This is a genomic window from Pseudonocardia halophobica (assembly GCF_027922425.1).
Lineage (GTDB): Bacteria > Actinomycetota > Actinomycetes > Mycobacteriales > Pseudonocardiaceae > Pseudonocardia > Pseudonocardia halophobica.
On record NZ_BSFQ01000009.1, the window covers coordinates 1 to 22,948 of the forward strand.

The window sequence follows — 22,948 nt, forward strand, 5'->3', positions numbered from 1 at the left end:
TCCTCAGAAGCCACCAACGACAAGAACCGATCAGCCACACCCTGCCGTCGCGGGCGTCCGGAACACCTCGTCCCGAACATCAACAACCTTACGGAGATCCGATGCGACGCCTCACCCTCACCCTCGGCGGACTGCTCACGGCGTGCGCCGCCGTCCTTGCGACCGCCCCGGCCGCAACCGCCCAGGAGACCGGCACCGTGCACGTCGTGCACGGCATCCCGGACACCCCGGTCGACGTCTATGTCGACGGGCAGCGCGCGCTCGACGACTTCGCCCCGGGCACCGCCGCGGGCCCGGTCGACCTGCCGGCCGGGACCAGGACCGTGGCCCTCTTCCCGGCCGACGCGGCCGACGGCTCCGGTGCGCCGCTGCTGTCCGCGCAGGCGGAGGTCCCGGCCGGCGGCGACGTCACCCTCGCGGCCCACCTCGACGCGAACGGCGCCCCGACGGTCACCCCGTTCGTCGACGACGTCTCGGCCGTGCCGGCCGGGCAGGCCCGACTGGTCGTCCGGCACACGGCCGCCGCGCCGGCCGTCGACGTGCTGGCGAACGGCAGCCCGGCGCTCACCGGGCTGACGAACCCGAACCAGGCCACGGCCGAGGTCCCGGCGGGCACCCTGTCCGCCGCGGTCGCCGCCGCGGGCACGACCGAGCCCGTGCTCGGCCCGGCCGACCTGACCCTGGCCGAGGGCACGGCGACCTTCGTGCACGCGATCGGCTCGCTGCAGGCGGACAACCTCCGGCTGGTGACCTTCACCGTCGACGGCCTGCACAGCGCCCCGGCCGGCGTCCCGGCCGGGGCCCCGTCGGGCGCCCCGGCGAGCGACGGCGCATGGCCGGCGGCCGGCCTGGCGCTGGTCGCGGCCGGCGCGGTCGGCCTGCGCCGCACGCGCGCCGCGCGCTCCTGACCGTGGCGCGCACGCGAGCCCCGGGTCCGGTCGAGAGTCGGGTCGTGAGAGGGGTCGCGGCCCTGTTCGCGCTGGTCGCGGGGCTCGCGCTGCTCGCCGGGACGGGGGTGGCCTGGGCGCTCCGGGCCACTCCCGCTCCGGTGCCCCCGCCGGCGGGCCCGGTCGTCCCGGGTTCGGTCGCGGCCCCGGCGTGGGACCCTGGAGCAGCCGGACCCGTCACCGCCGAACCGGTGGGGCTCACGGTCGATCGGGCCGGGCGGACGCTGCTGACCGCGCCGGTGCTGCCGGTGGGGGTGGACGCCTCCGGGGCGATGGGCGTGCCGGCGGAGGTCGCGACGGTCGGCTGGTACCGCTTCGGCCCGGCCCCGGGCGCCGGTGCCGGCTCGGCGGTGCTGGCCGGGCACGTCGACGACCGGGAGCAGGGGCCCGGCGCGTTCCACGATCTCGCCGGGCTCGCGCCGGGCGACGTGGTCACCATCCGCCGCTCCGCCGCCCCGCCGGTGCGGTACGAGGTGCGCGCGGTGCGCGTGGTGGACAAGCAGGCGCTCCCGGCGGGCGAGCTGTTCGCCCGCGACGGCCCGCCCCGGCTGACCCTGGTGACGTGCGGCGGGCCGTTCGACCGGGGGAGCCGGTCGTACCGGGACAACGTCGTGGTCACGGCCGTACCGCTGGTGCCGCCGGCGGGTACGTCGTGAACACCCCGGCCACGTCGTCGGGATGCCCGGTTCGTCCGGCCCTGCGATGCTCGTCCGGTGACACGCCGCCGGACACCGGGATGACGGAGATCCTGCCGCCGGGGCCCCCGCGGGAGCCGGGCAGCGCCGCGGACCCCGGACGGCTCCCGTCGCCGGTGACCGGGTCGACCGGATCGGCAGCGGCGGAGGGCCCGGACGGGGAGATCGCCCTCCGCCTGCGCGCCGGCGACCCGGAGGCGCTCCGCCTGGCCTACGACCGGCACGCGCGGGTGGTCCACACGGTCGCGCTGCGGGTGCTGCAGAGCCACCACGACGCCGAGGACGTCACCCAGCAGGTCTTCGTGCGCGCCTGGCGCGGCCGCGGCAGCTTCGACCCGGAGCGCGGTGGGCTCGCCCCCTGGCTGCTCGGCATCACCCGACGGCAGATCGCCGACCGCCTGGCCCTGCGCGAGCGGGAGCGGGCGGCCGCCGAGGGCGCGGCACGGGCCGGCCCGCCACCCCCGGTGGGACCGCGGCCCGAGCAGGTCCTCGACGTCGTCGTCGTGGCCGACGAACTGGACCGGCTGCCCGAGACGCAACGTAGGGTGGTCCGGCTGGCCTTCTACGACGACCTCACGCAGCAGCAGATCTCCTCGGTGACCGGGCTCCCGCTGGGCACGGTGAAGAGCCACCTCCGACGCGGGGTGGACCGGATGCGACGACGATGGGAGGCGGGCGGTGCGGCACCCGGGGCCTGACGAGCTCGTCGACGCCGCCCTGTCGACCCGGGACCCGGATCCGGGGACCGAGGCGCACCTGCGCGGGTGTCCCACCTGCCGTGCCGAGGTCGAGGCGCTGCGGGGCACGGCGCAGCTGGCCCGCGAAGGTGCCGACCGGCCGCTGCAGGACCCGCCGCCCACCGTGTGGGAACGCGTCGTCGACGAGCTCGGCCCCGACCTGGACACCGGCCCCGCGGCGGCCCCGGCCGGGCCCGGCACCGTCACCACACTGCCCTCCCGGCGCCGCGGCCCCCTGCTCCTCGCCGCGGCCGCCCTGGTCGTGGGGCTCGCGGGCGGGGTGGGCATCGGGCTGACGCTGGGCCCCGGCGACCCGGAGGTCCCCGACGCGCCCGGCGCCGTGCCGCTGGTCGCGCTGGACCCCGGCTCGGGGGCAACCGGCAGCACCGGCCTCGCCGAGATCGGCGGTCGCCGGATCCTGACGGTGGCGCTGGAACACAGCGCGGTCCCGGCCGGCGGCTACCTGGAGGCCTGGCTGATGGACGAGGGCGCCACCCGGCTCTACGCACTGGGCGGGCTCACCGCCGGCGGCCCGGACCGCTGGACAGGCCGGTTCGTACTGCCCGCAGACCTCCCACTCGACGTGCTGGACACCGTCGACGTGTCGGTCGAGCACTTCGACGGCAACCCCGGCCACTCCGGCGAAAGCCTGGCCCGCGGCCGCGCCACCTGACGAACGAATCACGGCACAGCGCGAGCTCCCGGACACACGCTCCGCTCGCACCGAGCCGACTCGGGAGAACCGCGGCTTCTCCCCGGATGCTCACGCCGAACCGGTTAGTGGTTGGGGATCGCTTCCGCTTGTCAGCAGGCTTGTGACGAGCACGTCGCCGAGCCAGCGCTCGTACTGGTCGGGATCTCGGCCCAGGCCGATCTGCTCGCTGTAGAGCTCGGGTCGGGTGAGCGCCAGCAGGGTCACCGCGGTCTCCTGCTCGTCGAAGCGGGCCCGCCTGCCGGCCTTCGCCAGCAGGTTGTGGGCCGTCCGGTGGCTTCGCTGGAGGCGCTGGGCGAAGACGTCGGCCCAGGTGGCCGCGATGTCAGGGTCGAGCGGGGCCGACGCCCGCAGGATCTCCAGCACGGACGCGGCGCGGCCGTAGATCGTGCGGGCATTGCGGGCGATCAGTCGCAGTTGGCGAGCGGGATCGGGTTCGCGAAGCTGTTCTTTCCACCAGTCCTGCTCGTCGACGTCGCCCGCGTAGTCGGCTCCGGTCATCGCCCGCGCGACCACGCCCGCCAGCAGGGTCTTCTTGTTGGTGAAGGTCTTGTAGACGGTCGGCACGGCCACCCCGGCGCCGGCGGCGATGTCCTCGATGCGGGCACCCCCGTAACCCCGCCGCTCGAAGACCTCGCGCGCCGCCTCGAGGATCCGGACCTTCGTCTGCGCGGCCTGTTCGGCACGCAGGCCCGACGGGCGGTTGACAGCTTTCACCATCTGCGTACAGTACCGCTCTACTCAGTAGAGTCTTACTATACCGACGTGGTTCGGGGGTGGCCGATGAGCTCGATCATGGTGGCGGGCGGCAGCCTCGGGGGCCTGGCGGTCGCCTTGTTCGCGGCCCGGGCCGGGCACGACGTCGTGCTCGTCGAGGCCGACGGGCAGGCGGTGCCCGCCGGCGTCGAGGAGGTGTGGCACGGCTGGAAGCGGCGCGGTGTCCCCCAGTTCCGCCAGTTGCACGGGACGCAGGCGCTCGGTCGGGCGATCCTGGCGGAAAGGGCACCCGAAATCCTGGATCGGCTGCGCGCCGCTGGTGCCCACGACGTCGACCTACTCGCGTCCCGGCCGCATGCCCGTCTCCGCCCGGGCGCCGACGAGCTCGTGCAGTTCCGGTGCCGGCGACCGGTCCTCGAATGGGTGCTGCGGGCGGCCGTCGATGCCGAACCCAATGTTGTTCTCCGGCCGAGCGTCGAGGTCACCGGCCTCTTGGTCACCGCGCGGGGCAGGCCGCGGGTGACCGGGGTGACGACGACCCTCGGGGAGCTGCCGGCGGATGTGGTGGTCGACGCGACCGGCCGACGATCCCGGGTGGCCGAGTGGTGTGTCCGCTCCGGCACCGCCCCGCCGACGACCTGCACGGTCGACACCCGGCAGGTCTACTTCACACAGTGGTTCCGGCGCGACACCGGGTTCACGGGCAGCGACCCGATGCTGCGGGTCGAGCTGCCGTTCGCGACCCTGCTCGTCCTTCCCGTGGATGCGGGCTGGCTGTCGGCCACCTTCTTCGCACCCGCCCACGACCGAGAACTGCGGGCCCTGCTGCGGAACACGGACGGGTTCCTGCACGCCCTTCGATCGGTGCCCCCCGCCTCGACGTGGATCGCGGACGCCCGACCGGTCGGCACCGTCCAGATCATGGGCAAGTTGGCCAACCAGCTGCGTCGGCTGTCCTCGCGGTCACCGGCCGGGTTGCTCTCGGTCGCCGACGCCGCGGTCTGTACGAACCCGACCTGGGGACGGGGCGCCGCCCTGGCCCTGGCCCATGCCGCTGCTCTCGTCGACCTCCTCGACACCTGCGAGGAGCCCGCGATGCTGGCTGTGGCCTCGACCGCCTGGACCACGGAGAACCTCGAGCCGTGGTTCCACGACACCGTCCTGCTGGATGCCGAGACGAACGCCCGATGGGTCGGCGCCCAGCCTGTGCGGTCGCCGGAGCGCCCGTTCGATCACATGGACGTGGTCAGGACCGCTCGAACCGACCCCACCGTGCACGTGGCCTACCTGCGCTATCGGAACCTGCTGGACTCTCCGGCAGCGTTCTGGCACAGAACGGAGATCATCGACAGCGTGGACGCGAGCGCCGGCGTCCCGAGCGACAGTGCTGACCTGCCGGGCAGGGAGGAGTTCCTCGCTCGCTCGTGCCCGACGTGACCACGGAGAATCAGATCGGCCACGCGACCTGTGGAGCTCAGCTGCTGACCAGGCCCGCATGCTCTCGCCGTCTGGGGTCGGGTCGAGCCTCAGTCGGTCGGGTCGGCCCGTCCGGACCGTCCTGCAGCGTGACGACCTCGAACCCGACCGTGGTGAGCCACTCGAGCGCGGCGGGCGCATCCCGGTAGCTCAGATAGGCGAACAGAGCCGCGTCACCCCCCGGAGTCCCGGCCACCGCTCAGCCCTCCGCCAGCCGACGCCGACCAGGACCGGCCCACCGCAGATGCGAGCCGCGTCGTCGCATCCCGAGGGCGGCGACGATCACGACAACCAGCCCGACCGCGGCACCGAACGCGAGCACCGGTTCCCCCGCTCCGCGCGCACCGAGCATCGCCCCGGCCAGCGCCCACACGACCGCGCCGAGGTAGGGCAGCAGCACACCGGTCCAGCGCAGCAGCGCCACCGCGGTCGCGGTCGCCCCGGCCAGCACCGCCAGCTGCCCGAGGAGCCCGGCCGACCCGTCGAGCGGCGCCCCGGATGCCACGAGAGCCGTGGTGAGGTTCAGCCAGATCGCCACGCTGCTCCATCCCAGATAGAGCCCCAACGTGCCCCACAGCAAGGCCTGTCCGTAGCCGCTCCACGCCCTGATGCGGGCCGCCTCCCGCAGCGCGATCCGGGTCGCGGCGAGCAGCCCGGCCAGCATGACCAGGAACACCGCGAAGGTCGCCCAGCGCGGCTCGAGCTCGGCGGCGACCAACCATGCGGTGAACCCCGCGAACACCACGGTCAGCGGCCGCGCGATCCGCTCCCGAAGGTCCGGGTCCGGCCCGGACGGCACCGCCGCCCACAGCGCCCAGAGCAGCGACAGGAGCTCGATCACCAGCCAGATCGAGAACGCGTATCCGGCCGGCACGATCGCCGGCTCACCGGCCCGGTCCGCCGTCGTGAACGCTCCCCCACCCAGCGCCGAGATCACCGGGGGCGCCGCGAGCTGCACCAGAGCGAGCACCACCAGTCCCACCGTCCAGCCGCTCCACCGACCGGAGCGTGCGCGCCGCGCGACCGCTCCGCGCACATCCCCGAGAAGACGAGCCACAACGATCACCCTTCCGACAAAATCTCGATTATGAAGAGACTCGGGGATGCGCCGGGGAGCTGCAACTCGATCACGGCGCCAAGACCGCGCTGGACGGACTTCGGGCCCGGCGCCGAGTAGCCGGGTACCTGTACGACGACGCCGCCGACCCGAGGAGATCGTCCCGGCCGAGGCGATGGCGGGGTTCGACGAGGGCTGGCAGAATTTCCGGCTCGCCGCTGCCCAGCAGCCAGGAGGCGGCATGATCTCTCTACTGCTGTTTCTCATCCTCGTCGGATGCACGCCGCTGCTGTGCCTTCTCACGCCCGTCGCTGCCGGCGTCTTCCTCGCCCTGCGCGTCCTCGTCTTTGCTGTCGTGGTCCTGGTGCACCTTGTGGTTGCGGGCATCATCGCCCTGTGGCGGTGGTCGGGCGATGAATGGAGCAACGGGACACCGCCCGGCAAGGACGAAGCTGGCGTCTGGGCCGATGCAGAGCAGCCGACCCGACCTTTGCCGACCGCTCGGCGGCGTTACTGAACAGCACGTCTGCACGACGTCGAGTGGTCGACGTACGGGTTCCAGCGCCCGGGCTGTGATGCGAGAAGCTCCGGTGTCCGGATGCCGGACCGAGGGGGTCGGCACGCTCCACCCGATGGTCGGGGCCTCGGTCGGCTTCGCCCCATCACACCGAGCGGACCCTGGTCGAGCGACGGAAGTAGCCGACGTTCTACTCCACAAGCCGATGAGTTCGGGGGGCTCTCCGAGTCAGATCAGGCATGCCCACTGCGAGCACCGCCCGCCGGATGTTCGAGCTCCTGGAGCCGATCTGCCTGGTCACCTACTTCGCCGACGAGTGCAACGAGGAGCTGGCCGCGCTCGGCCACCGCACCTACTGGGACGGCTATTTCGCCAGCCGCGCTGCGCCCCTGGGGCGGGTGCCGGCGCAGGTCGTGCACGCGGCCTTCTACAGCTTCGCCGAGGGGGAGGCCGCGCGGCACATCCCGAGCGCGTGGGAGACGATCCCGCCCGAGGCGTCCCTCGCCGCGCGGGAGCGGGGCAGCGCGGCCTCCGTGCGGCGGATCCTCGGCGACGAGCTGGCCGACTCCCCGGGCCTGGTGCGCGCCGCCGACCTGACCACCAGAGCCGCGACGAGCGCGCCCACGGAAGGTCGGGTGAACTACGCCGGGATGCGCACCCTGCCGGTGCCGAGCGACCCGGTCGCCCGCCTGTGGCATTCCGCAACCATGCTGCGCGAGCACCGTGGTGACGGGCACGTCGCCGCTCTCGTCGGCGCGCGCATCGGCGGCACGGAGGCCCACGTGCTGTCCGCGCTGGAGATGGGCATCCACCCGCCGGAGTCGTTCGGGCGCATCCATCACCTGCCGAAGAAGCGGCTGGCCGCGGTCATGGCCGGGCTGCGCGAGCGCGGGCTCGTCGACGCCGAGAGCCGGTTCACCGACGCCGGCCGCGAGACCAAGCAACGCATCGAAGACCTCACCGACGAGCTCGCCGCCCCGCCCTACGACGCCCTTTCCCCCGCCGAGCTCGACGAGCTGATCACCGAGCTCGAACCCCTCACCGCGACACTGGTGGCCGCAGGGTCGCAGTAACGAACCGTGACGACGGTCGAGCCGGCTCGCCTGTTTCAGGACGCGTTCCGGCGCGGTCAACCGCCATCGGCCCCACCAGCACGCCCGGCCGTCGGCGCCTCGGTCCACGGTGCCGTCAGGCCTGGTGCGCCTTGGCCTGCTCGATCCAGTCGCGGCACTCATCCTCCGACATGGCGACGACGGGCCCGTGCCGTTCCTCGATCATCTGCTTCAGATGCGACGGGTTGCGGTGGCTGAGCTCTTTGATCGAGTCCACGCCGATGTCCTTGAGCATCTGGGCGTACTTGGGGCCGATCCCCTTGAGTTCTGCCAGGTCATTGCGCACGTGCCGATCAGCCACCGCGATACTCCACTTCCGTCGAGATCTCTGCCCAGCGTCCCGATCGAGCTCGATGCCCGGTAAGGGCAACGACTTCGTCAGCCGCCATGGCACGGAGCTACCCAGCGACACGGTCCCCATGCGGGAAATGGCCAGGGCGGTTCTCGATCTTCGACCCATACACCGGGGGGTCGACTCACGCCGACATGAATATGAGCCGACGCTCAAGGGTATGCAGGTTCAGACCTCGGAGCTCAGCAGTTCGGTGAGGTTGTCGTCGACCTCCTGCAGGTAGGACTGCTCGAACCCGAAGAGGCCGAAGTGGCCCGCGATCGAGTGCACTACCCGGAGTTCGCTGTTCGGCACCAAGGCCTGCTCCGCCTTGCAGTCCCGAACCGGGAAGAACATGTCCTCGTCGATCGGCATGACGAACATCTTGGCCGTTATCCGGCCGAGCGCGGCCGCGAGATCCCCATCGGTGTTGCGGGAGACATCGCCGCGCTGCCATTTCCAGCCCTGCACGAGTAGCGAATTGGGGTCCATGGCGGCGAAGACGGCGCGGATGAACCGGTCCTTGAACTCGATGGCACTGTTCCAGGTGACGTCGGGGAGCTCGATGTTGCGCCAGAACTCGGTCCGCCAGAACTCGGTGGACAGGCCCATGACCGCCCAGATGTCGGCGTGCCGAGCCAGGCCACGGCCGACGTCGGTGTTCGACGTGTATTCGCCACCGTTCCAGCCCGGGTCGTCGGTGATCGCGTCGAGGAGGGTCTGCGTGAACAGGAAGTCGTGCGGGGTGTTCTTCGCGGTGCCGGCGATCGCAGCCGCCCGCAGCACTTCTTCCGGGAAGCGGACGGCCCATTCCCAGGTCTGCTGGGCGCCCATCGAGCCGCCGACCACGGCGTGCAGCCGCTCGATCCCGAACTGCTGTCGGAGCAACTGCTGCTGAGCCCGGACGTCGTCACCTATGCGCACCTTCGGAAACGTCGACATCGCGATATCACCGTCGGTGTTGTGCGGCGATGTCGAGAGCCCGTTGCCGATCTGGTTGACGACGACGATGAAGTACTTGTCGGGATCCAGCGCTCGTCCCGGCCCGATGTAGGCCTGTTCCCAGGTCAGGTGCGTCCCGGAGAACCACGTCGGCAGGAGAATTGAATTGCCTTTGTCCTCGTCGAGGGTCCCGAACGTCGCGACGGCCAACTGCAGGTCGGGAATGACCCCGCCTTCCTCGAGTTCGAACTCCCCCAGGCCGTACAGCTCGTACGGTCCCTGCATCTCAGGGGTGTAGAAGGGGTTCGTCAGTGCCATCGTCGACCTCCCTGTTCGTGCTGTCCGAATTCGTCAGCGGTGCGCCGACCGACGGCGTGCCCCGCTCCCGCCACTGCCGCACCAGGCGGGGCACGACCTCGGCACCGAGGGTGGCGACCCCGGCCCAGCCCAGGACGACCAGCCAGGCCAGGGGGTCCAGCGGCGTGCAGCCGAAGAACCGGCTCACTCCCGGCGTCTGCACGACCGCCGCGAGCACGAGCAGGGAACCGGCGGCGGTCGCCAGCACCAGCGGGCTCCGTCGCCCGGCCCAGGCCGTCTGGCCGAGCTGGCTGGCGATCAGCGCGGCAAGCCCCATCGTGCTCGCCCTGCCCCGGAACCCGGTGAGCGAGCCCACCGCCCACGCGCCCCCGGCCCCGGCCGCGGTCGCGACGCCGCGCACCAGCACCATCTGGCGCACCGATCGCGTGAAGCCGCGGTGCGGGCCGGCCAGCAGCACGTCCCGGAGCGGGTGCGCGGCCAGCGGACCGCCGTCGCCGTCACCGTCGCCGCCGCTGCGGCGCGGTGACGCCACCGCGATCGCCAGCGCCGGGAACATGTCGGTGAGCATGTTGACCAGCAGCAGCTGCCGGGTCCCCAGGGGGGACCGGCCGCCGAACGCGGTGCCGAGGACGGTGAAGGCGACCTCCCCGGCGTTGCCGCCCACGAGGACGGACACCGCGTCGCGCACCCTGGACCACATGGCCCGGCCCTCGGCGACCGCATCGACCAACGGGGTCAGGTCGGCGTCGGTGAGCACCACGTCCGCGGACCTGCGCGCGGCCGGTGACTCGGTGCCCGTCACCGCGATCCCCACGTCCGCCAGGCGGATCGCGGCGGCGTCGTTGATCCCGTCACCGGTCATCGCGAGCGTGGCGCCGGCCCGTCGCAGCGCCGCCACCAACGTCACCTTCTGTTCCGGGGACAGCCGGGCGAAGACGGCCGCCTCGCGCACGAGCGCGGCCCGTTCGGCGTCGGACGCCCGGGCGAGCTGCGCGCCGGTCACCACGCGGTCGGCGTTCGGGACACCGGCTTGTGCCGCGATCGCGCTCGCCGTCTCCGGGTGGTCACCGGTCGCGACGACGACCCGGACCCCGGCGGCACGCAGCTGCTCCACCACCGTGGCCGTCGACTTCCGGACGGTGTCGGCGAGGGCGACGAACCCGCGCAGCGTCAGCTCCCGCGCCGCCTCGTCGAGGTCGTCCGGGCTGCCGTCGACCGGCCGATCGGCCACCGCCAACACGCGCAGCCCCTCGGCCGCGAGTGCGTGCGCGCGCTCCCGCACGGCCTCCGCGCCGGTGCAACGCCCCAGCACGACCTCGGGGGCGCCCTTCACGACGAGCCGCCCGTCGCGCACCGCGGCGGAGAACGCGCGCCCGGTGGCGAACGGCAGGCTCGTCTCCGGCTCCTGCGCGACGGCCACGCCCCGCTCGGTGGCGGCGTCCAGGACCGCACGGTCCGTCTCGTGTGCCTGACCGTCACCGTTGCCGACGGCAGACGCGGCGAGCTGCAGCAGCCCGCCCTCGCCGATCCCGCCGGCACCGTCGACCGGCACGAGCCGCACCACCCGCAACGTGTTCTCGGTCAGGGTGCCGGTCTTGTCGAAGCAGACCGTGTCGACCCGGCCGAGCGCCTCCAGCACGCGGGCGCTGCGCACGACCGTCCCCCGCCGGGAGAGCCGGCGCGCCGCGGCCAGCTGTGCCACGGTCGCGACCAGGGGCAACCCCTCGGGGACCGCCGCGACCGCCACCGCGACGCCCGCCCGAACGGCCTCCCGCAGCGGGCGCCGCCAGAGCACCCCGAGCCCGGCGACCACGGCGCCACCGGCGAGGGTCACCGGCAGGACCGCGCGGGTGAGCTCGCCGAGCCGGGCCTGCACCCCGACCGGGGGTGGCACCGTTCCGGCCGCTGCGGCGGCCCGTCCCGCCTGGGTCGCGTCGCCGGTCGCCACGACCACGGCCCGTCCGCGGCCGGCGACCACGGTCGTGCCGTCGAAGAGCATGCAGGTCCGGTCGGCGACCGCCGCCCCGGGCGTCGCCGTGGGCGACTTGGCGACCGCGAGCGACTCGCCGGTGAGGCTGGACTCGTCGGCCTCCAGATCGCAGGCCTCGAGCAGGCGGAGGTCCGCCGGCACCACGTCCCCGGCCTCGACGAGCAGGACGTCCCCGAGACGCAGGGCGTCGGCCGGCACGTCTTCGCGGCCGCCGTCGACCTCGCGATGCGCGACCACCTCCTGCTGCAGCAGCAATGACTCGAGGGCCGTCTCCGCGCGCATCCGCTGGAAGCCGCTGATCACCGCGTTGACCACGGTGACTGCGCCGACGAGCACGGCGTCGGTCACCTCGCCGAGGATCGCGGTGGCCACCGCCCCGGTGCTCAGGACGGGCGTGAGCGGGTCCGACAGCTCGGCCATGACCGTGCGGGCGAAGCGCGCGGGCCGGCTGGTCCTGGGCCGTTCGGCACGAGGCCGTCGCGGATGCTCCTCGCCGTCCTGCGCGGCCCGATCGGCCAGCCGGCGCAGGACCTGCTCGGGTTCGAGGGCGTGCCAGGGTGTCTGCACGGTCGGCGGGGGCGCCGGCTCGGCGTCGAGCCGCAGCGCGGCCCACGCCCCCCGCGCCATCATCACCCCGGTCGCCGTCTTGCCCGGCGCCGTCGCCTTCCGCTGCCCACGCCGCGGGTCGCCGACGGCGGCGAGCAGGGCTCCGAGGACGTTGCCGACGACGGCGCCGCGGGCGGCCTCCGCGCTCACCTCCCGGGCCCGGCGGGTCGCGGCGACGACACGGCAGGCGTCGGCCAGCCCGGGCCCGGTCACCAGGTCCGCGCCCCACGCGGGAGCGCACCCGCGGCGGACGGGGGCGACGGCGACATCCGCCGCCTGCAGCGCCGCACCGTCCACCACGGACACGACGAGCACGCCGCGGCCCTGCGCCTGGAGCCGTCGCACGGTCTGCGCCAGCAGTTCGCCCGAGGGCGCGATCTCGTCGGCGAGGCCGGCGAGCTCGCGCGTCCCGTCGTGCTCGGTGAGCACCAGCCGGTGACCGGCCGCGGCCACTGCCTTGAGCAGCGCCTCGGCGTGGAGGTCGAGCTCCGCCGCGACCGTCACCGTCCCGACCTGCCGGTCGCCGTCGAGCACCGCCCGGACCACGCCACCGGGCCCGTCCGGTGACCCCTCGGGCGGGCCCAGCCGGGCGCCGGCCTTCCGGTCGGGGTCGGCGAGCAGGCGCGCCGCCGTCCCCCAGATCGCCCGCTCGTCCCAGTCGTCTGCTCCGGCGGTGGCCTGGAGCACGACCGGCGGACCGGTGCACAACGCGTCCGAGTCCAGGACGACGGTGTCCACGCGGTCCAGCCTCCGATACGCGGAACCGTCCATGGGCAGCACCCCGCGCCGGCACATCAGCAGGTCGAGCACGGTGGCGAACGACTCCCGGCCCATGGTCGCCGTCCGGGGCGACAGGGCCTTCAGCAGGTCCGCCGAGCGTCCGGGTGCGCGGGTCAGCGCGAGCAGGCCCAGGGCGGCCGGCAGCGAGGCGGGGTTCAGTCGGGACACGTAGGACTCGATCGGCCCCGGCGGCAGCGGAACGGGCCGCTCCCCCGGTGGCGCGAGCGGCGCGCCCGGCCCCTCCGCCTGCTCGGGGCGGCACAACTCCGGCTCCCGCCGGCGCCAGACCTGCCGGCGCGTGTAGACCTCCAGCGCGCGCTCGACGGCGGCAACCGCATTCAACGCGGGGATGGCGGGGCTCTGGGTCAGGGCGTGCAGCAGCGCGCTCGTGCCGCTGAACACCAGGTCGGTACCGATCCGACCGATGTGCCGGGACAGGCGTTCGGTGATCCAGCCCTGCGAGTCGAGCAAGGCGAGCGCGAGCGTCGCGTGCCGGGGCAGCGCGGGAATCGGGAGCAGCTTCCCCGCGACGGCCACCCCGATCCCCGCCGTGTCGACGGCCGCCATGGCGAGCGCGGCCAGCAGGGGTTCGAGGTCGGCCGGGTGCTCGTCGTGACGGGGGAAGACCTGCCGCCCGCCGCGGGCCCGCTCGATCGCGGTCACCGTCTCGACGACGTCCTCGACCCCGACGCGCCGCTGGTCGAACGCGACGAGGACCCGGCCGGCGACGTCGTTCACCGTCGCCCACTCCACGCCCTCCAGGCGCTCGAGCTGCCGGCGCAGGGCGCGCCGGATCTCCGCACTGCCCTCGACGGCCGGCTCGGCGAGCTCGACGTGCGCGTGACCCCCGGAGACCCAGACGCGGCGGTGGTGCCGCTCGTCCGCCGGCTCGAACATGCTCCGGGCTACGTCCGCGACCCGCGCCAACCGTCCGTCGGTGAACGGATCAGACCCTGTCACCTCCGTGGCGACCCGCCTGACGCCGGCCTCTGCGCCGCTCCGCGCGAGCGCCAGCGAGCTGCCGGCGACCGTGACGGTGGCCCCGGCGACCGCGCGGGTGGCCCTGGCGCCGACCACGGCGGACCCCGCGACCAGGCCCGCGGTCAACCCGACCCCGGTCGCGGAGGCGCTCAGGGCCGCTCCCGCCATCAGGCGGGCGGCAGCAGTGAGGCGGGACAGAACCATCACCGGCGCTCCTCACGTGCGACGATGCACACAGGCCGTCTACCCGTCTGCGCGGCGGACATTCTGGTTCCGACCCGACAGAGTCCCCCGGCACCCGCATGACTTGCCCCGATCGTCGACGATCGATCCGCGACTCCCGCCCCGCCGCGCGACGCGGCCCACGGCTGCTGCTCGGAGACCTGCCCGACACCGAACTCGACGCCAAGCCCGCGCGGCCGCACCATGCCGTCGGTCCGCTGCTCGACGGGAGCAGGTCGGCCTCACCGAGGTTCGACGAGTCACATATACGGCAATCGTCGGACCACGCGCCTCTCGGCGAACAGCGGGAACCGAATAACCCCGGCTTCTGAGCGGTTGGGGAGTAGACGGTCAAAACCCACTCGTATAGGCCGTGCTCCCGCGCAGCATCTGCATGCGTTCGATCATCGCGAATCCAAGAGTCGCGACGAGCGCCGCTCGGGGTCATCGGCGCCCTCCACACCGGTCAGCCGCAGGCCGGACCAGTGGGCGGCCGAGCCTTGACACTCGCCGTGCCCCAGCTCACACTCCGCCACACCACCGTCTGGCGCCCCTCGTGCCGCGCCGGGACGGGACGGCGGAGCGCGAACGGCCACAGAGCTGGGCCTCGACGATCCGTGGAGTGCCGGTGAGAGCTTCCTGGAACCGCACGCTCGGCCCACTCGGGCTACGTCCTTCGCTGCCGGCAGGTCCTGCCGGAGGTAGTACCGACCTAGGAAGATCAACCGGGGAGTAAGGCATGTCCAGCGAGCAGCACACCACTCCGGGAAACGGTGTCGGACCGGGAACAGATTTCGATGCGATCGTTGTCGGGGCGGGGTTCTCGGGCTTATACATGCTCCACCGCCTGCGCAACACGCTCGGACTGTCGGTGCGTGTGTTCGAGGCGGCGGACGACGTCGGCGGCACCTGGTACTGGAACCGCTACCCCGGCGCCCGGTGTGACTCGGAGAGCTACTTCTACAGCTTCTCCGACCGCTTGTCCGAGGACCTGCTCCAGGAGTGGACCTGGAGCGAGCGCTTCGCCGCCCAGCCGGAGATCCTGCGGTACCTGCAGCACGTCGCCGACCGTTTCGACCTCCGGCGCGACATCCAGTTCGACACCCGGGTCACCAGCGCCGACTACGACGAGGCGACCAACCGCTGGGGGATCAGCACCGACGACGGCGGATGGGTCACCGCGACGTTCCTCATCACGGCCGTCGGCTGCCTGTCCGCGGTCAACCTGCCCAACTTCGAGGGACGTGACAGCTTCCGGGGCGAGCAGTACCACACCGCGCGCTGGCCCCACGAAGGAGTCGACTTCACCGGCAAGCGCGTCGCAGTGATCGGCACCGGGGCGACCGCGGTCCAAGCCATCCCGGAGATCGCCGAGCAGGCGGCCCACGTGTACGTGCTGCAGCGCACCCCGAACTACGACATCGCGGGGCGCAACGGGCCGCTGAGCGAGGAGTACGTGCGCGAGACCAAGGCCACCTACAACGAAATCTGGCAGCGGACCCGGGAGACGAGCTTCGGCTTCCCCTACGACGCCCCGGAGCGGCCCGCCCTCTCGGTGCCGGAGGAGGAGCGGCAGCGCATCTACGAGACGGCGTGGGCGCAGGGCGGCTTCCGCATCGGCCTCACGTTCAACGACCTCCTGACCGACCCGGCGGCCAACGAGACGGCCTCGGAGTTCGTCCGTGACCAGATCCGCGCACGGGTGCGTGACACGGAGGTCGCCGAACTCCTCGCTCCCAAGGACCACCCGTTCTTCACCAAGCGGCCGCCCCTCGAGAACGGCTACTACGAGACCTTCAACCGGGACAACGTGACGCTCGTCGACGTGCGGCGCTCACCGATCGAGGAGATCACCCCCACAGGTGTGCGGACGCGGGACGCGGAGTACGAGGTCGACGCCATCGTGTTCGCGACCGGGTTCGACGCCATGACCGGCATGCTCTTCAACATGGGCATCGCCGGACGGGGCGGCGTCGCCCTGCGGGAGAAGTGGGCCGAAGGGCCGCGGACCTACCTCGGCGTCGCGACCCACGGCTTCCCGAACCTGTTCATGATCACCGGACCGCAGAGCCCGTCGGTGCTGAGCAACATGCCGGTCTCCATCGAGCAGCACGTCGACTGGATCGCCGACTGCATCAAGTACATGCGCGAGCACAAGCTCGACAAGATCGAGCCGCTGCCCGAGGCCGAGGACGACTGGGTCGACCACCACAACGCGGTGACCCAGGCGACGCTGCTGCCGATGGCGAACTCCTGGTGGGTCGGTGCGAACATTCCGGGCAAGCCGCGCAACCTCTACCCGTACGTCGGCGGCGTCGGGAACTACCGGAAGATCTGCGCGGAGGTCGCAGCACACGGCTACGACGGGTTCGGGATGGCCAAGTACGGGAAGACCTCGGTGACCGGCACGCGCCCGGCCAGCCGCTTCCCGGTCAAGACCGCACGCGCAGTGATCGGCTGAGGAGATCGGCGACGCCGACCGACTTCACCCGGTGGCCCAGCAACTGCTCGCAGCGCTCGACGTGGCCAGCACGCCGACCGGCTGACAACCGTGGTCGCTGGCGCCCTGGCCGGTAATCCGCTGTGGTTCCGCCCGCGCTGGTCGACCAGGTCGACGCCTTCCGGCCGGTCGGGCGGTTGCGCGGCCCGTCCGGCGCGGCGATCAGCCGAGCTGACCTGGTCGACGGCGCCGCGGTCGCCACCGCAGTGCCGCTCGGCACCGCGCCGGTTCTACGAGGTCGACGCCGCCGAACGCTGGCCTGGTGGGCGAACGGGTTCCGGCCCGACCGCGTTCGTCAATGAGCCCGCGCCCGTGCGGCTCGCCCGTGCGACTGATGGCGTCGGTGCCCGTAGCGCTGCCGTGGTGGCGGCGGGCGCCCGCGGTCGACGGGATCCCGGCGCACCCGGGTCGGCGCGCCGTGGCGGACGTGCCCGAACGCTACGGTCACCGGCAGTCGATCAACGGGTTGTACCGCCGTCGCAGGTCGAAAGGGGTCTGGGCGCTGGTGTGGTCACTCTGCTGACCGGGCCGACACCGGCGACATGATCCGCTGGCACGTCTCGGTCGGCTCCACGATCAGCATCGGCCGCATCAGCCTTTCAGGTCCGCCACTACCGGTCGGTCAGGCCTAGAAGAGCGGACCCTCGCGTGTCGCCGTGGTTGTCAGGTCCTGTTCGCGCGGGCGACGAAGAAGCAGGCATAGGTCGCGGCGGAGCCTTCGGCGTTGCGCCCGGTAGCGGCCGGTGAACGTTGGCGCTGCTAGCACCCCCGCGACCGCGGGTCGACGGCCTACCTTGACCCGCGCCGACTTCGCGACCGCCTTCCACTCGTCCTCCTACCGTGCGTCCGACGCCAGCAGCCAGCCGGCCGTCTTCGCCTCAGCCGTGCGCCCCCAGACTGGACAGTCACGTGACCGTGGCAACCATCACCTCTACCCGGTCTGCCCTACGGCCGGAAGCCTTGTTCTCCGACCCGCTATGCAGAGCTGTTCTTGCCCTTCGGCCCGTGCGCTGCAAATCGATTCGCGTCGACATGGACGACAGGGCAGAGGGTCTACGATAAATGCCGATTCAGCCTTGACGCACAGCACCTCGGTGAGGATGTCGTCGACCTCCTGCACGTAGGCTGCTCGAATCCGAAGAGGCCGACGCGGCTGGCGATCGGTGCCGTATCCGGAGCTCGCTGTTCGGGCCAAGGCTCGCTCCGATTCACATTCGCGAACGGGAAAGAACATCCTGATCGATCGGCGCGACGAACATCTTGGCCGGTATCCCGCCCGAGTACGGGCGGGACACCGTCGCACCGACCGTCCTCGCGGGCGGCCAGCCGGCGACGGGGTCCTGGACGAGTGCAGCCGCCGTGCTTGCTCCCTACCCTGACTGGTCGCGGGTCTGCTTGGGTGTGTGGGTGGTGCGGGTACTCGTGTCCGGCGCGAGCGTCGCGGGACCGGTGCTGGCCTACTGGCTGCATCGCTACGGCTTCGAGGTGACGGTGGTCGAGCAGGCCCCTGCGCTGCGCCACGCCGGCGGGCACGCCGTGGACCTGTTCCGGCCGGCCCTGGAGATCATCGATCGGATGGGGCTGGCCGAGCAGGTCGCCGCGGCAGCCACCGGCACCGACCGCATCACGCTCTACCGTGAGGGCGTCGCGACGCCGGTGCACATCGATCTCACCCGGCTGCTGGCCGCCGTGTCCGACCGGCACGTCGAGATCATGCGCGACGACCTGAGCACGATCCTGCACTCCTCGACGGCCGCCACCGTGGAGTATCTGTTCGGTGATTCGATCACCGCGATCGGGCAGGGCGGGGAGGTGAGCTTCGCGCGCGCCCGGCCGCGGGTGTTCGATGTGGTGATCGGCGCCGACGGGCTGCACTCGAACGTGCGGCGGCTGGTGTTCGGACCGGAGACGCGGTTCGCCACGCACCTCGGCGCGTACGTGGCGGTCGCGTCAGTGCCCAACGATCTCGGGCTGCGCGGCGAGATGATCGTCGACGCCGGGGTCGGCCGGATGGCCGGGCTCTACGGCGCGCGGCGCACCGGCGACGGCCGGGCGGTGTTCCTGTTCCGCACCGAGGCGCCGCTGGCCTACCACCATCGCGACGTGCCCCGGCAGAAGCAGCTGCTGCGGGCGGCTTTCGCGGGCGCGGGTGCGCGGGTGGAGGCGCTGCTCGCCGAGCTGAACACGACCCCCGCGTTCTACTTCGACTCGATCACCCAGCTGCACCTGGACACCTGGTCGCGCGGGCGGGTGAGCCTGGTCGGGGACGCCGGGTACTGCCCCGGACCGGCCGTCGGCGGCAGCACGAGCCTGGCCGTCGTCGGGGCCTACGTGCTGGCCGGAGAACTGGCCGAGGCCGGAGGCGACCCAGCGCGGGCGTTCCCCGCCTACGAGGCCGCGATCGGCGACTACGTGCGGGGCAGCCGGGCATTCGCCCGCGCCACGGCCAAGAGCATCGTCCCGGTCAACCGGCTGGTCCTGTGGGCGATCGCGAACGGCGCACGGCTGGCCTCGCACACCCCGCCGGCGCTGGCCCGCGCCCTCGGCCGGCTCAACCGCCGCGGCCTGCGGCTGCACGACTCGATAGCCGTGCGCGACTACCAGCGGCGTTCCTGATCCTGCACGCCGGCATCGGATTCGAGGTCGGCCGTCCCGGCCCGGAGCCGCCTCGGCCGCCGGTGCCGCCCCACCAGCGGCTGGACTTCGCGTCGTCCCCGTCGGTCGGGGTGCAGCAGTAGCCCGGCGCCCGGTCGATCGGCGTGCAGTACAGGTGAAACAGGTCGTCACGCTTGCCGCCGGGCGACGCGCTGGCCGAGCCCATCGCTGGGCTGCGGCCATGTCCGGGCAGCTCGCCGAGCGGGCAGCAGGCCCGGCGACGCTACCGCGAATCGACCTCGCCACCGCCCTCGAACGCCGCGGCCCTAAGGCGAGCGGCGACATCGAGATCATCGCCGATCCTCGTCGAAGCCGAGAGCCTCGTCCCGGACACGGGTGAGGACAACGCCCGGCCGCTGGGTCTGAGCAAGGAGTCGGTCAACACGCCGTCGGCGTTCCGAAGGATCTGCGCGACGGCGTGCGAGTCGATCGAGCTCCTCACCTCCGAGGTCCTGCGCCGCCGCCGTGACGAGGGCCAGCCCGACGTCGACAGACTCGCCGCTGACCTCACCCGGCAGAGCCGGCGCTACCTCTACCGAATTCTGTTCTTGCTCTACGCCAAGGCTCGCCCCGAACTCGACGTACTCCCGTCCGGACACCGAGTTCGCCAAGGGCTCGCCCTCGACCGGCCTCTTCCGCGAGCTCGTGCTCACTGAGCTCAGCTCGCGCAGGACGGATCAAGGCATCGATATGCAGTTCCGGCCCGCCCAAGCAGCCAACACACAACATCGAACGAGCCACGAAGAGCTGAAGCGGTCGCTCGAACTCGCAGTCACTACAAGCTTGCGCTACGCCTCTGATCCAATATCTGCAGCTCAGGCAGGGTGGGCCCCCAGGGGATCGAACCCTGAACCCGCGGATTAAAAGTCCGCTGCTCTGCCGATTGAGCTAGAGGCCCTGGCCGGACCCCGGGGAGCTGCCCAGGTCGACCGCGGTCGAGCCTACTCGACGCGTGGACGCCGGCTGGGGTGCGAAGGGCGGCTCATGCGCAGAGCGGGGTCGCGCCGACGGTGGGGCGGTAATCGATGACCGCGCCGCCGGTCTCGAAGCGGGCGAGGTCGTCGGACACCAGGGTCATCACGCCTGCCACGTAGCCGAGCGCGCCGCCGGCGTCGAACGGATCACGTCCGGCGTCCCAGGAGCGCGAGTCGAAGCTCGTGTACCGGCCACCGCAGTGTGCGTACACGCTGAACTCGTAGGACACGCCGAGCTCGGCCTCGTCGACGCGGCCGGGCAGGACGGTCCTGTGGCCGGGCTGCTCGAACACCTGCGAGGGCACCGGAACCACCGTGCGCGAGGGAGCCGGGCTGGGTGCGGCGGGTTCGGCCGGCGCAGGCGAGGCCGAACAGGCGGCCGACAGCGCCAGACCGAGCCCCACGACCGTCATCCGGATCACCCTCACCCCCTCATCCCACACCGTCGCGACACGCACGTGGACAATGGGATCCCGTGACACTGCTGGACACCCCCGCGAGCACCGCCCGCCCGGTGCTGCCGCCGCTGCGCATCGGCCGCCACGAGGTGGCGACGCCGGTCGTGCTGGCGCCCATGGCGGGCATCACGAACCCGGGGTTCCGGCGGCTGTGCCGCGAGCAGGGGGCAGGCTTCTACGTCTGCGAGATGATCACCTCGCGCGGGTTGGTCGAGAAGAACCCGCTGACCTTCCGCATGATCGCGTTCGACCCGGACGAGCGGCCGCGCTCCATGCAGCTCTACGGCGTGGACCCGGCGGCGATGGGGCAGGCCGTGCGGATGATCGTCGAGCGCGACCTCGCCGACCACATCGACATGAACTTCGGCTGCCCGGTGCCGAAGGTCACGCGGCGGGGCGGCGGGGCGGCGCTGCCGTTCAAGCGGCGGCTGTTCGAGCGGATCGTGAAGGCGGCCGTCGACAACGCCGGCGACCTGCCCGTGACCGTCAAGATGCGGATCGGCATCGACGACGGGCACCACACCTACCTCGAGGCCGGCCGGATCGCGGCCGAGGCCGGGGTCGCGGCCGTCGCGCTGCACGCCCGGACCGCGGCGCAGCGCTACTCGGGGCACGCCGACTGGTCCGCGATCTCGCGCCTGCGCGACCACCTGCCCGCCGGGCTCCCCGTGCTGGGCAACGGCGACATCTTCAGCGCCGACGACGCGCTCGCCATGGTCCGCGAAACCGGGTGCGACGGCGTCGTCGTCGGGCGGGGGTGCCTCGGCCGGCCATGGCTGTTCGGCGACCTCGAGGCCGCCTTCGCCGGGCGCCCGCTGCCCACCCCGCCGAACCTGCGACAGGTCGCGGCCACGCTGCGTCGGCACGCCGTGCTGCTGTGCGAGCACATGGGGGACCACAAGGGCATCCGGGACGTCCGCAAGCACATCGCCTGGTACCTCAAGGGCTTCGCGGTCGGCGGCGACCTCCGGCGCAGCCTCGGCATGGTCGAGAGCATCGACCAGCTCGACGAGCTCCTCGCGCAGCTCGACCTCGACCAGGAGTTCCCCGCCGACGCCGAGGGCCCGCGGGGGCGGCAGGGCTCGCCGGGCAAGGTCGTCCTGCCCGAACACTGGCTCGACGACGCCGACGACCCCTCCGTGCCCTTCGGCGCGGAGCTGGAGCACTCCGGCGGGTGACGTCGCGCGCCGACGCCCCGTGGATCATCTTTCGCCCGGTCGGGTGGAGTGGGACGCGAACGGGTAGGAACGTCCCGTCCGTCTCAAGAACCACACGAGTCACGACGACGATAGGGGCAGCAGGGGGGTGATCGGGATGGACGGCAGGGCGACGGTGCGGACGTTGGTGCACGACGCGCCGACGGTCACGGACACCCCGCCGGCGTCCCCGCGCAACCGCGCGGCCCTGCACACCGCCGCCGCCGAACGCCTCGCCGCCGAGGGCGCCTGGGAGCAGGCCTACGGCCACCTCCACGCGGCACTGCGCCTCCTGCACGGCGACGAGCCCCTGCCCGACGCGCACGACGAGCTCGACCGCCTCCGCCGCGAGCACGCCGAGGCCCGCGAGCAGAGCCGCCGGGACAGCCTCACCGCGAGCTACAACCGCCGCTACCTCGACGAGCGGCTCGCCGCCCTGCTGGCCGACATCGACGGCACGCCCTTCCGGACCACCGGGCTGTGCCTCGCGCTGGTCGACATCGACCACTTCAAGCTCGTCAACGACACCCACGGGCACCTGTTCGGCGACCGCGTCCTGCAACGCATGGTGACCGAGCTCGACGCCGCGCTGCCCGAGGGCGGCTTCTGCGCCCGCTACGGCGGCGAGGAGTTCGCGCTGGTCCTGCCCGGCCGCGACCTGGCCCAGGCGGTGGAGATCAGCGAGCAGGCACGGGACCGGATCGCGCGGCACGACTGGTCCGACCTGCACCCCGACCTGCGAGTCACCGTGAGCATCGGGGTCGCGCACGCCGCGGGGCGGATCGCCGAGGTCGAGCGCCTGATCGGCGAGGCCGACATGCTCCTCTACACGGCCAAGGAGGCGGGGCGCAACGCCGTGGCCTACCGGACCGCGCGCGGCGGCCGGGTGCGGCTCGCCGGGCCGGCCGGGGCGCGCCGGTCCATACCCCAGCCGGTTCGCACGACCGGCTGACCCTCCGCCGGTCGGAGCATTGCGGCTCCGTAAACTCGACGGCCGGGGCGGACACTGCCGGTGACGGCTACTC

18 protein-coding genes and 1 tRNA gene are annotated in these 22,948 nt (G+C 72.7%); 11 read left to right on the forward strand and 8 right to left on the reverse strand.

Going from position 1 to position 22,948, the window contains the following annotated elements:
• The first annotated feature begins 101 nt into the window (after nucleotides 1-101).
• The 4 genes from PKE99_RS12885 to PKE99_RS12900 all read left to right on the forward strand — a co-directional run bounded on the left by PKE99_RS12885 (nucleotide 102) and on the right by PKE99_RS12900 (nucleotide 3,052).
• The gene (locus PKE99_RS12885; RefSeq protein WP_037049560.1) at nucleotides 102-908 is read left to right on the forward strand and encodes a DUF4397 domain-containing protein; all 807 of its coding nucleotides are present in this window, start codon (nucleotides 102-104) and stop codon (nucleotides 906-908) included.
• A 44-nt stretch (nucleotides 909-952) separates the two neighbouring features.
• Nucleotides 953-1,603: a class F sortase gene (locus PKE99_RS12890; protein WP_037049641.1), complete on the forward strand. Its 651-nt coding sequence runs from the start codon at nucleotides 953-955 to the stop codon at nucleotides 1,601-1,603.
• 80 nt (nucleotides 1,604-1,683) lie between these two features.
• On the forward strand, nucleotides 1,684-2,340 hold the full coding sequence (locus tag PKE99_RS12895; protein ID WP_081924495.1) for an RNA polymerase sigma factor: 657 nt from the start codon (nucleotides 1,684-1,686) through the stop codon (nucleotides 2,338-2,340).
• Nucleotides 2,321-3,052: an anti-sigma factor gene (locus PKE99_RS12900; protein WP_037049558.1), complete on the forward strand. Its 732-nt coding sequence runs from the start codon at nucleotides 2,321-2,323 to the stop codon at nucleotides 3,050-3,052. The genes PKE99_RS12895 and PKE99_RS12900 overlap by 20 nt, the downstream gene beginning before the upstream one ends.
• 90 nt (nucleotides 3,053-3,142) lie before the next feature.
• Here the strand turns inward: PKE99_RS12900 and PKE99_RS12905 are convergent, their stop codons facing one another.
• Nucleotides 3,143-3,811, reverse strand: coding sequence for a TetR/AcrR family transcriptional regulator (locus PKE99_RS12905; RefSeq protein ID WP_051737864.1), 669 nt, complete (start codon nucleotides 3,809-3,811; stop codon nucleotides 3,143-3,145).
• Between the two features lie 63 nt (nucleotides 3,812-3,874).
• Between PKE99_RS12905 and PKE99_RS12910 the strand changes: the two genes are divergently transcribed.
• A complete protein-coding gene (locus PKE99_RS12910; protein ID WP_037049556.1) occupies nucleotides 3,875-5,245 on the forward strand; it encodes an FAD-dependent oxidoreductase in 1,371 nt (456 codons plus the stop codon).
• Nucleotides 5,246-5,483: 238 nt separating this feature from the next.
• Here the strand turns inward: PKE99_RS12910 and PKE99_RS12915 are convergent, their stop codons facing one another.
• Nucleotides 5,484-6,257, reverse strand: a complete 774-nt coding sequence (locus PKE99_RS12915; RefSeq protein WP_197040751.1) for a TspO-related membrane protein — start codon at nucleotides 6,255-6,257, stop codon at nucleotides 5,484-5,486.
• Nucleotides 6,258-6,516: 259 nt separating this feature from the next.
• On the opposite strand from PKE99_RS12915, the gene PKE99_RS12920 reads away from it, so the two are divergent.
• On the forward strand, nucleotides 6,517-6,858 hold the full coding sequence (locus PKE99_RS12920) for a hypothetical protein (protein ID WP_037049553.1): 342 nt from the start codon (nucleotides 6,517-6,519) through the stop codon (nucleotides 6,856-6,858).
• Nucleotides 6,859-7,097: 239 nt separating this feature from the next.
• A complete protein-coding gene (locus PKE99_RS12925) occupies nucleotides 7,098-7,931 on the forward strand; it encodes an SCO6745 family protein (protein ID WP_231498330.1) in 834 nt (277 codons plus the stop codon).
• 115 nt (nucleotides 7,932-8,046) lie between these two features.
• On the opposite strand, the gene PKE99_RS12930 is transcribed toward PKE99_RS12925, so the two are convergent.
• The 3 genes from PKE99_RS12930 to PKE99_RS12940 form a co-directional block, all read right to left on the reverse strand.
• Nucleotides 8,047-8,271 (reverse strand): DUF4332 domain-containing protein, encoded by a 225-nt coding sequence (locus PKE99_RS12930; RefSeq protein ID WP_051737862.1) that lies wholly within the window; start codon nucleotides 8,269-8,271, stop codon nucleotides 8,047-8,049.
• A gap of 219 nt (nucleotides 8,272-8,490) precedes the next feature.
• Entirely contained in the window at nucleotides 8,491-9,561 is a 1,071-nt protein-coding gene (locus tag PKE99_RS12935) for an alpha/beta fold hydrolase (protein ID WP_037049620.1), read from the reverse strand.
• Nucleotides 9,530-14,122: a cation-translocating P-type ATPase gene (locus tag PKE99_RS12940; RefSeq protein ID WP_081924501.1), complete on the reverse strand. Its 4,593-nt coding sequence runs from the start codon at nucleotides 14,120-14,122 to the stop codon at nucleotides 9,530-9,532. Before PKE99_RS12940 ends, PKE99_RS12935 begins: the two co-directional genes overlap by 32 nt.
• A 757-nt stretch (nucleotides 14,123-14,879) precedes the next feature.
• Here PKE99_RS12940 and PKE99_RS12945 point away from each other — a divergent pair.
• Together PKE99_RS12945 and PKE99_RS12950 are read left to right on the forward strand one after the other, a co-directional pair.
• Nucleotides 14,880-16,601, forward strand: a complete 1,722-nt coding sequence (locus PKE99_RS12945) for a flavin-containing monooxygenase (protein WP_037049549.1) — start codon at nucleotides 14,880-14,882, stop codon at nucleotides 16,599-16,601.
• A gap of 1,446 nt (nucleotides 16,602-18,047) precedes the next feature.
• The gene (locus PKE99_RS12950; RefSeq protein WP_231498329.1) at nucleotides 18,048-19,256 is read left to right on the forward strand and encodes an FAD-dependent monooxygenase; all 1,209 of its coding nucleotides are present in this window, start codon (nucleotides 18,048-18,050) and stop codon (nucleotides 19,254-19,256) included.
• 329 nt (nucleotides 19,257-19,585) lie between these two features.
• Here the strand turns inward: PKE99_RS12950 and PKE99_RS12955 are convergent, their stop codons facing one another.
• The 3 genes from PKE99_RS12955 to PKE99_RS12965 all read right to left on the reverse strand — a co-directional run bounded on the left by PKE99_RS12955 (nucleotide 19,586) and on the right by PKE99_RS12965 (nucleotide 20,682).
• Complete coding sequence (locus PKE99_RS12955; protein ID WP_156067807.1) at nucleotides 19,586-19,948, reverse strand: hypothetical protein; 363 nt, start codon at nucleotides 19,946-19,948, stop codon at nucleotides 19,586-19,588.
• Between the two features lie 172 nt (nucleotides 19,949-20,120).
• Nucleotides 20,121-20,193 (reverse strand) — tRNA-Lys (locus PKE99_RS12960).
• An 84-nt stretch (nucleotides 20,194-20,277) separates the two neighbouring features.
• A complete protein-coding gene (locus tag PKE99_RS12965; protein WP_156067805.1) occupies nucleotides 20,278-20,682 on the reverse strand; it encodes a hypothetical protein in 405 nt (134 codons plus the stop codon).
• A 62-nt stretch (nucleotides 20,683-20,744) separates the two neighbouring features.
• Between PKE99_RS12965 and dusB the strand changes: the two genes are divergently transcribed.
• Entirely contained in the window at nucleotides 20,745-21,905 is a 1,161-nt protein-coding gene (gene dusB, locus PKE99_RS12970; protein ID WP_051737860.1) for a tRNA dihydrouridine synthase DusB, read from the forward strand.
• A 136-nt stretch (nucleotides 21,906-22,041) separates the two neighbouring features.
• Nucleotides 22,042-22,875: a GGDEF domain-containing protein gene (locus PKE99_RS12975; RefSeq protein ID WP_081924499.1), complete on the forward strand. Its 834-nt coding sequence runs from the start codon at nucleotides 22,042-22,044 to the stop codon at nucleotides 22,873-22,875.
• Nucleotides 22,876-22,948 lie beyond the last annotated feature (73 nt).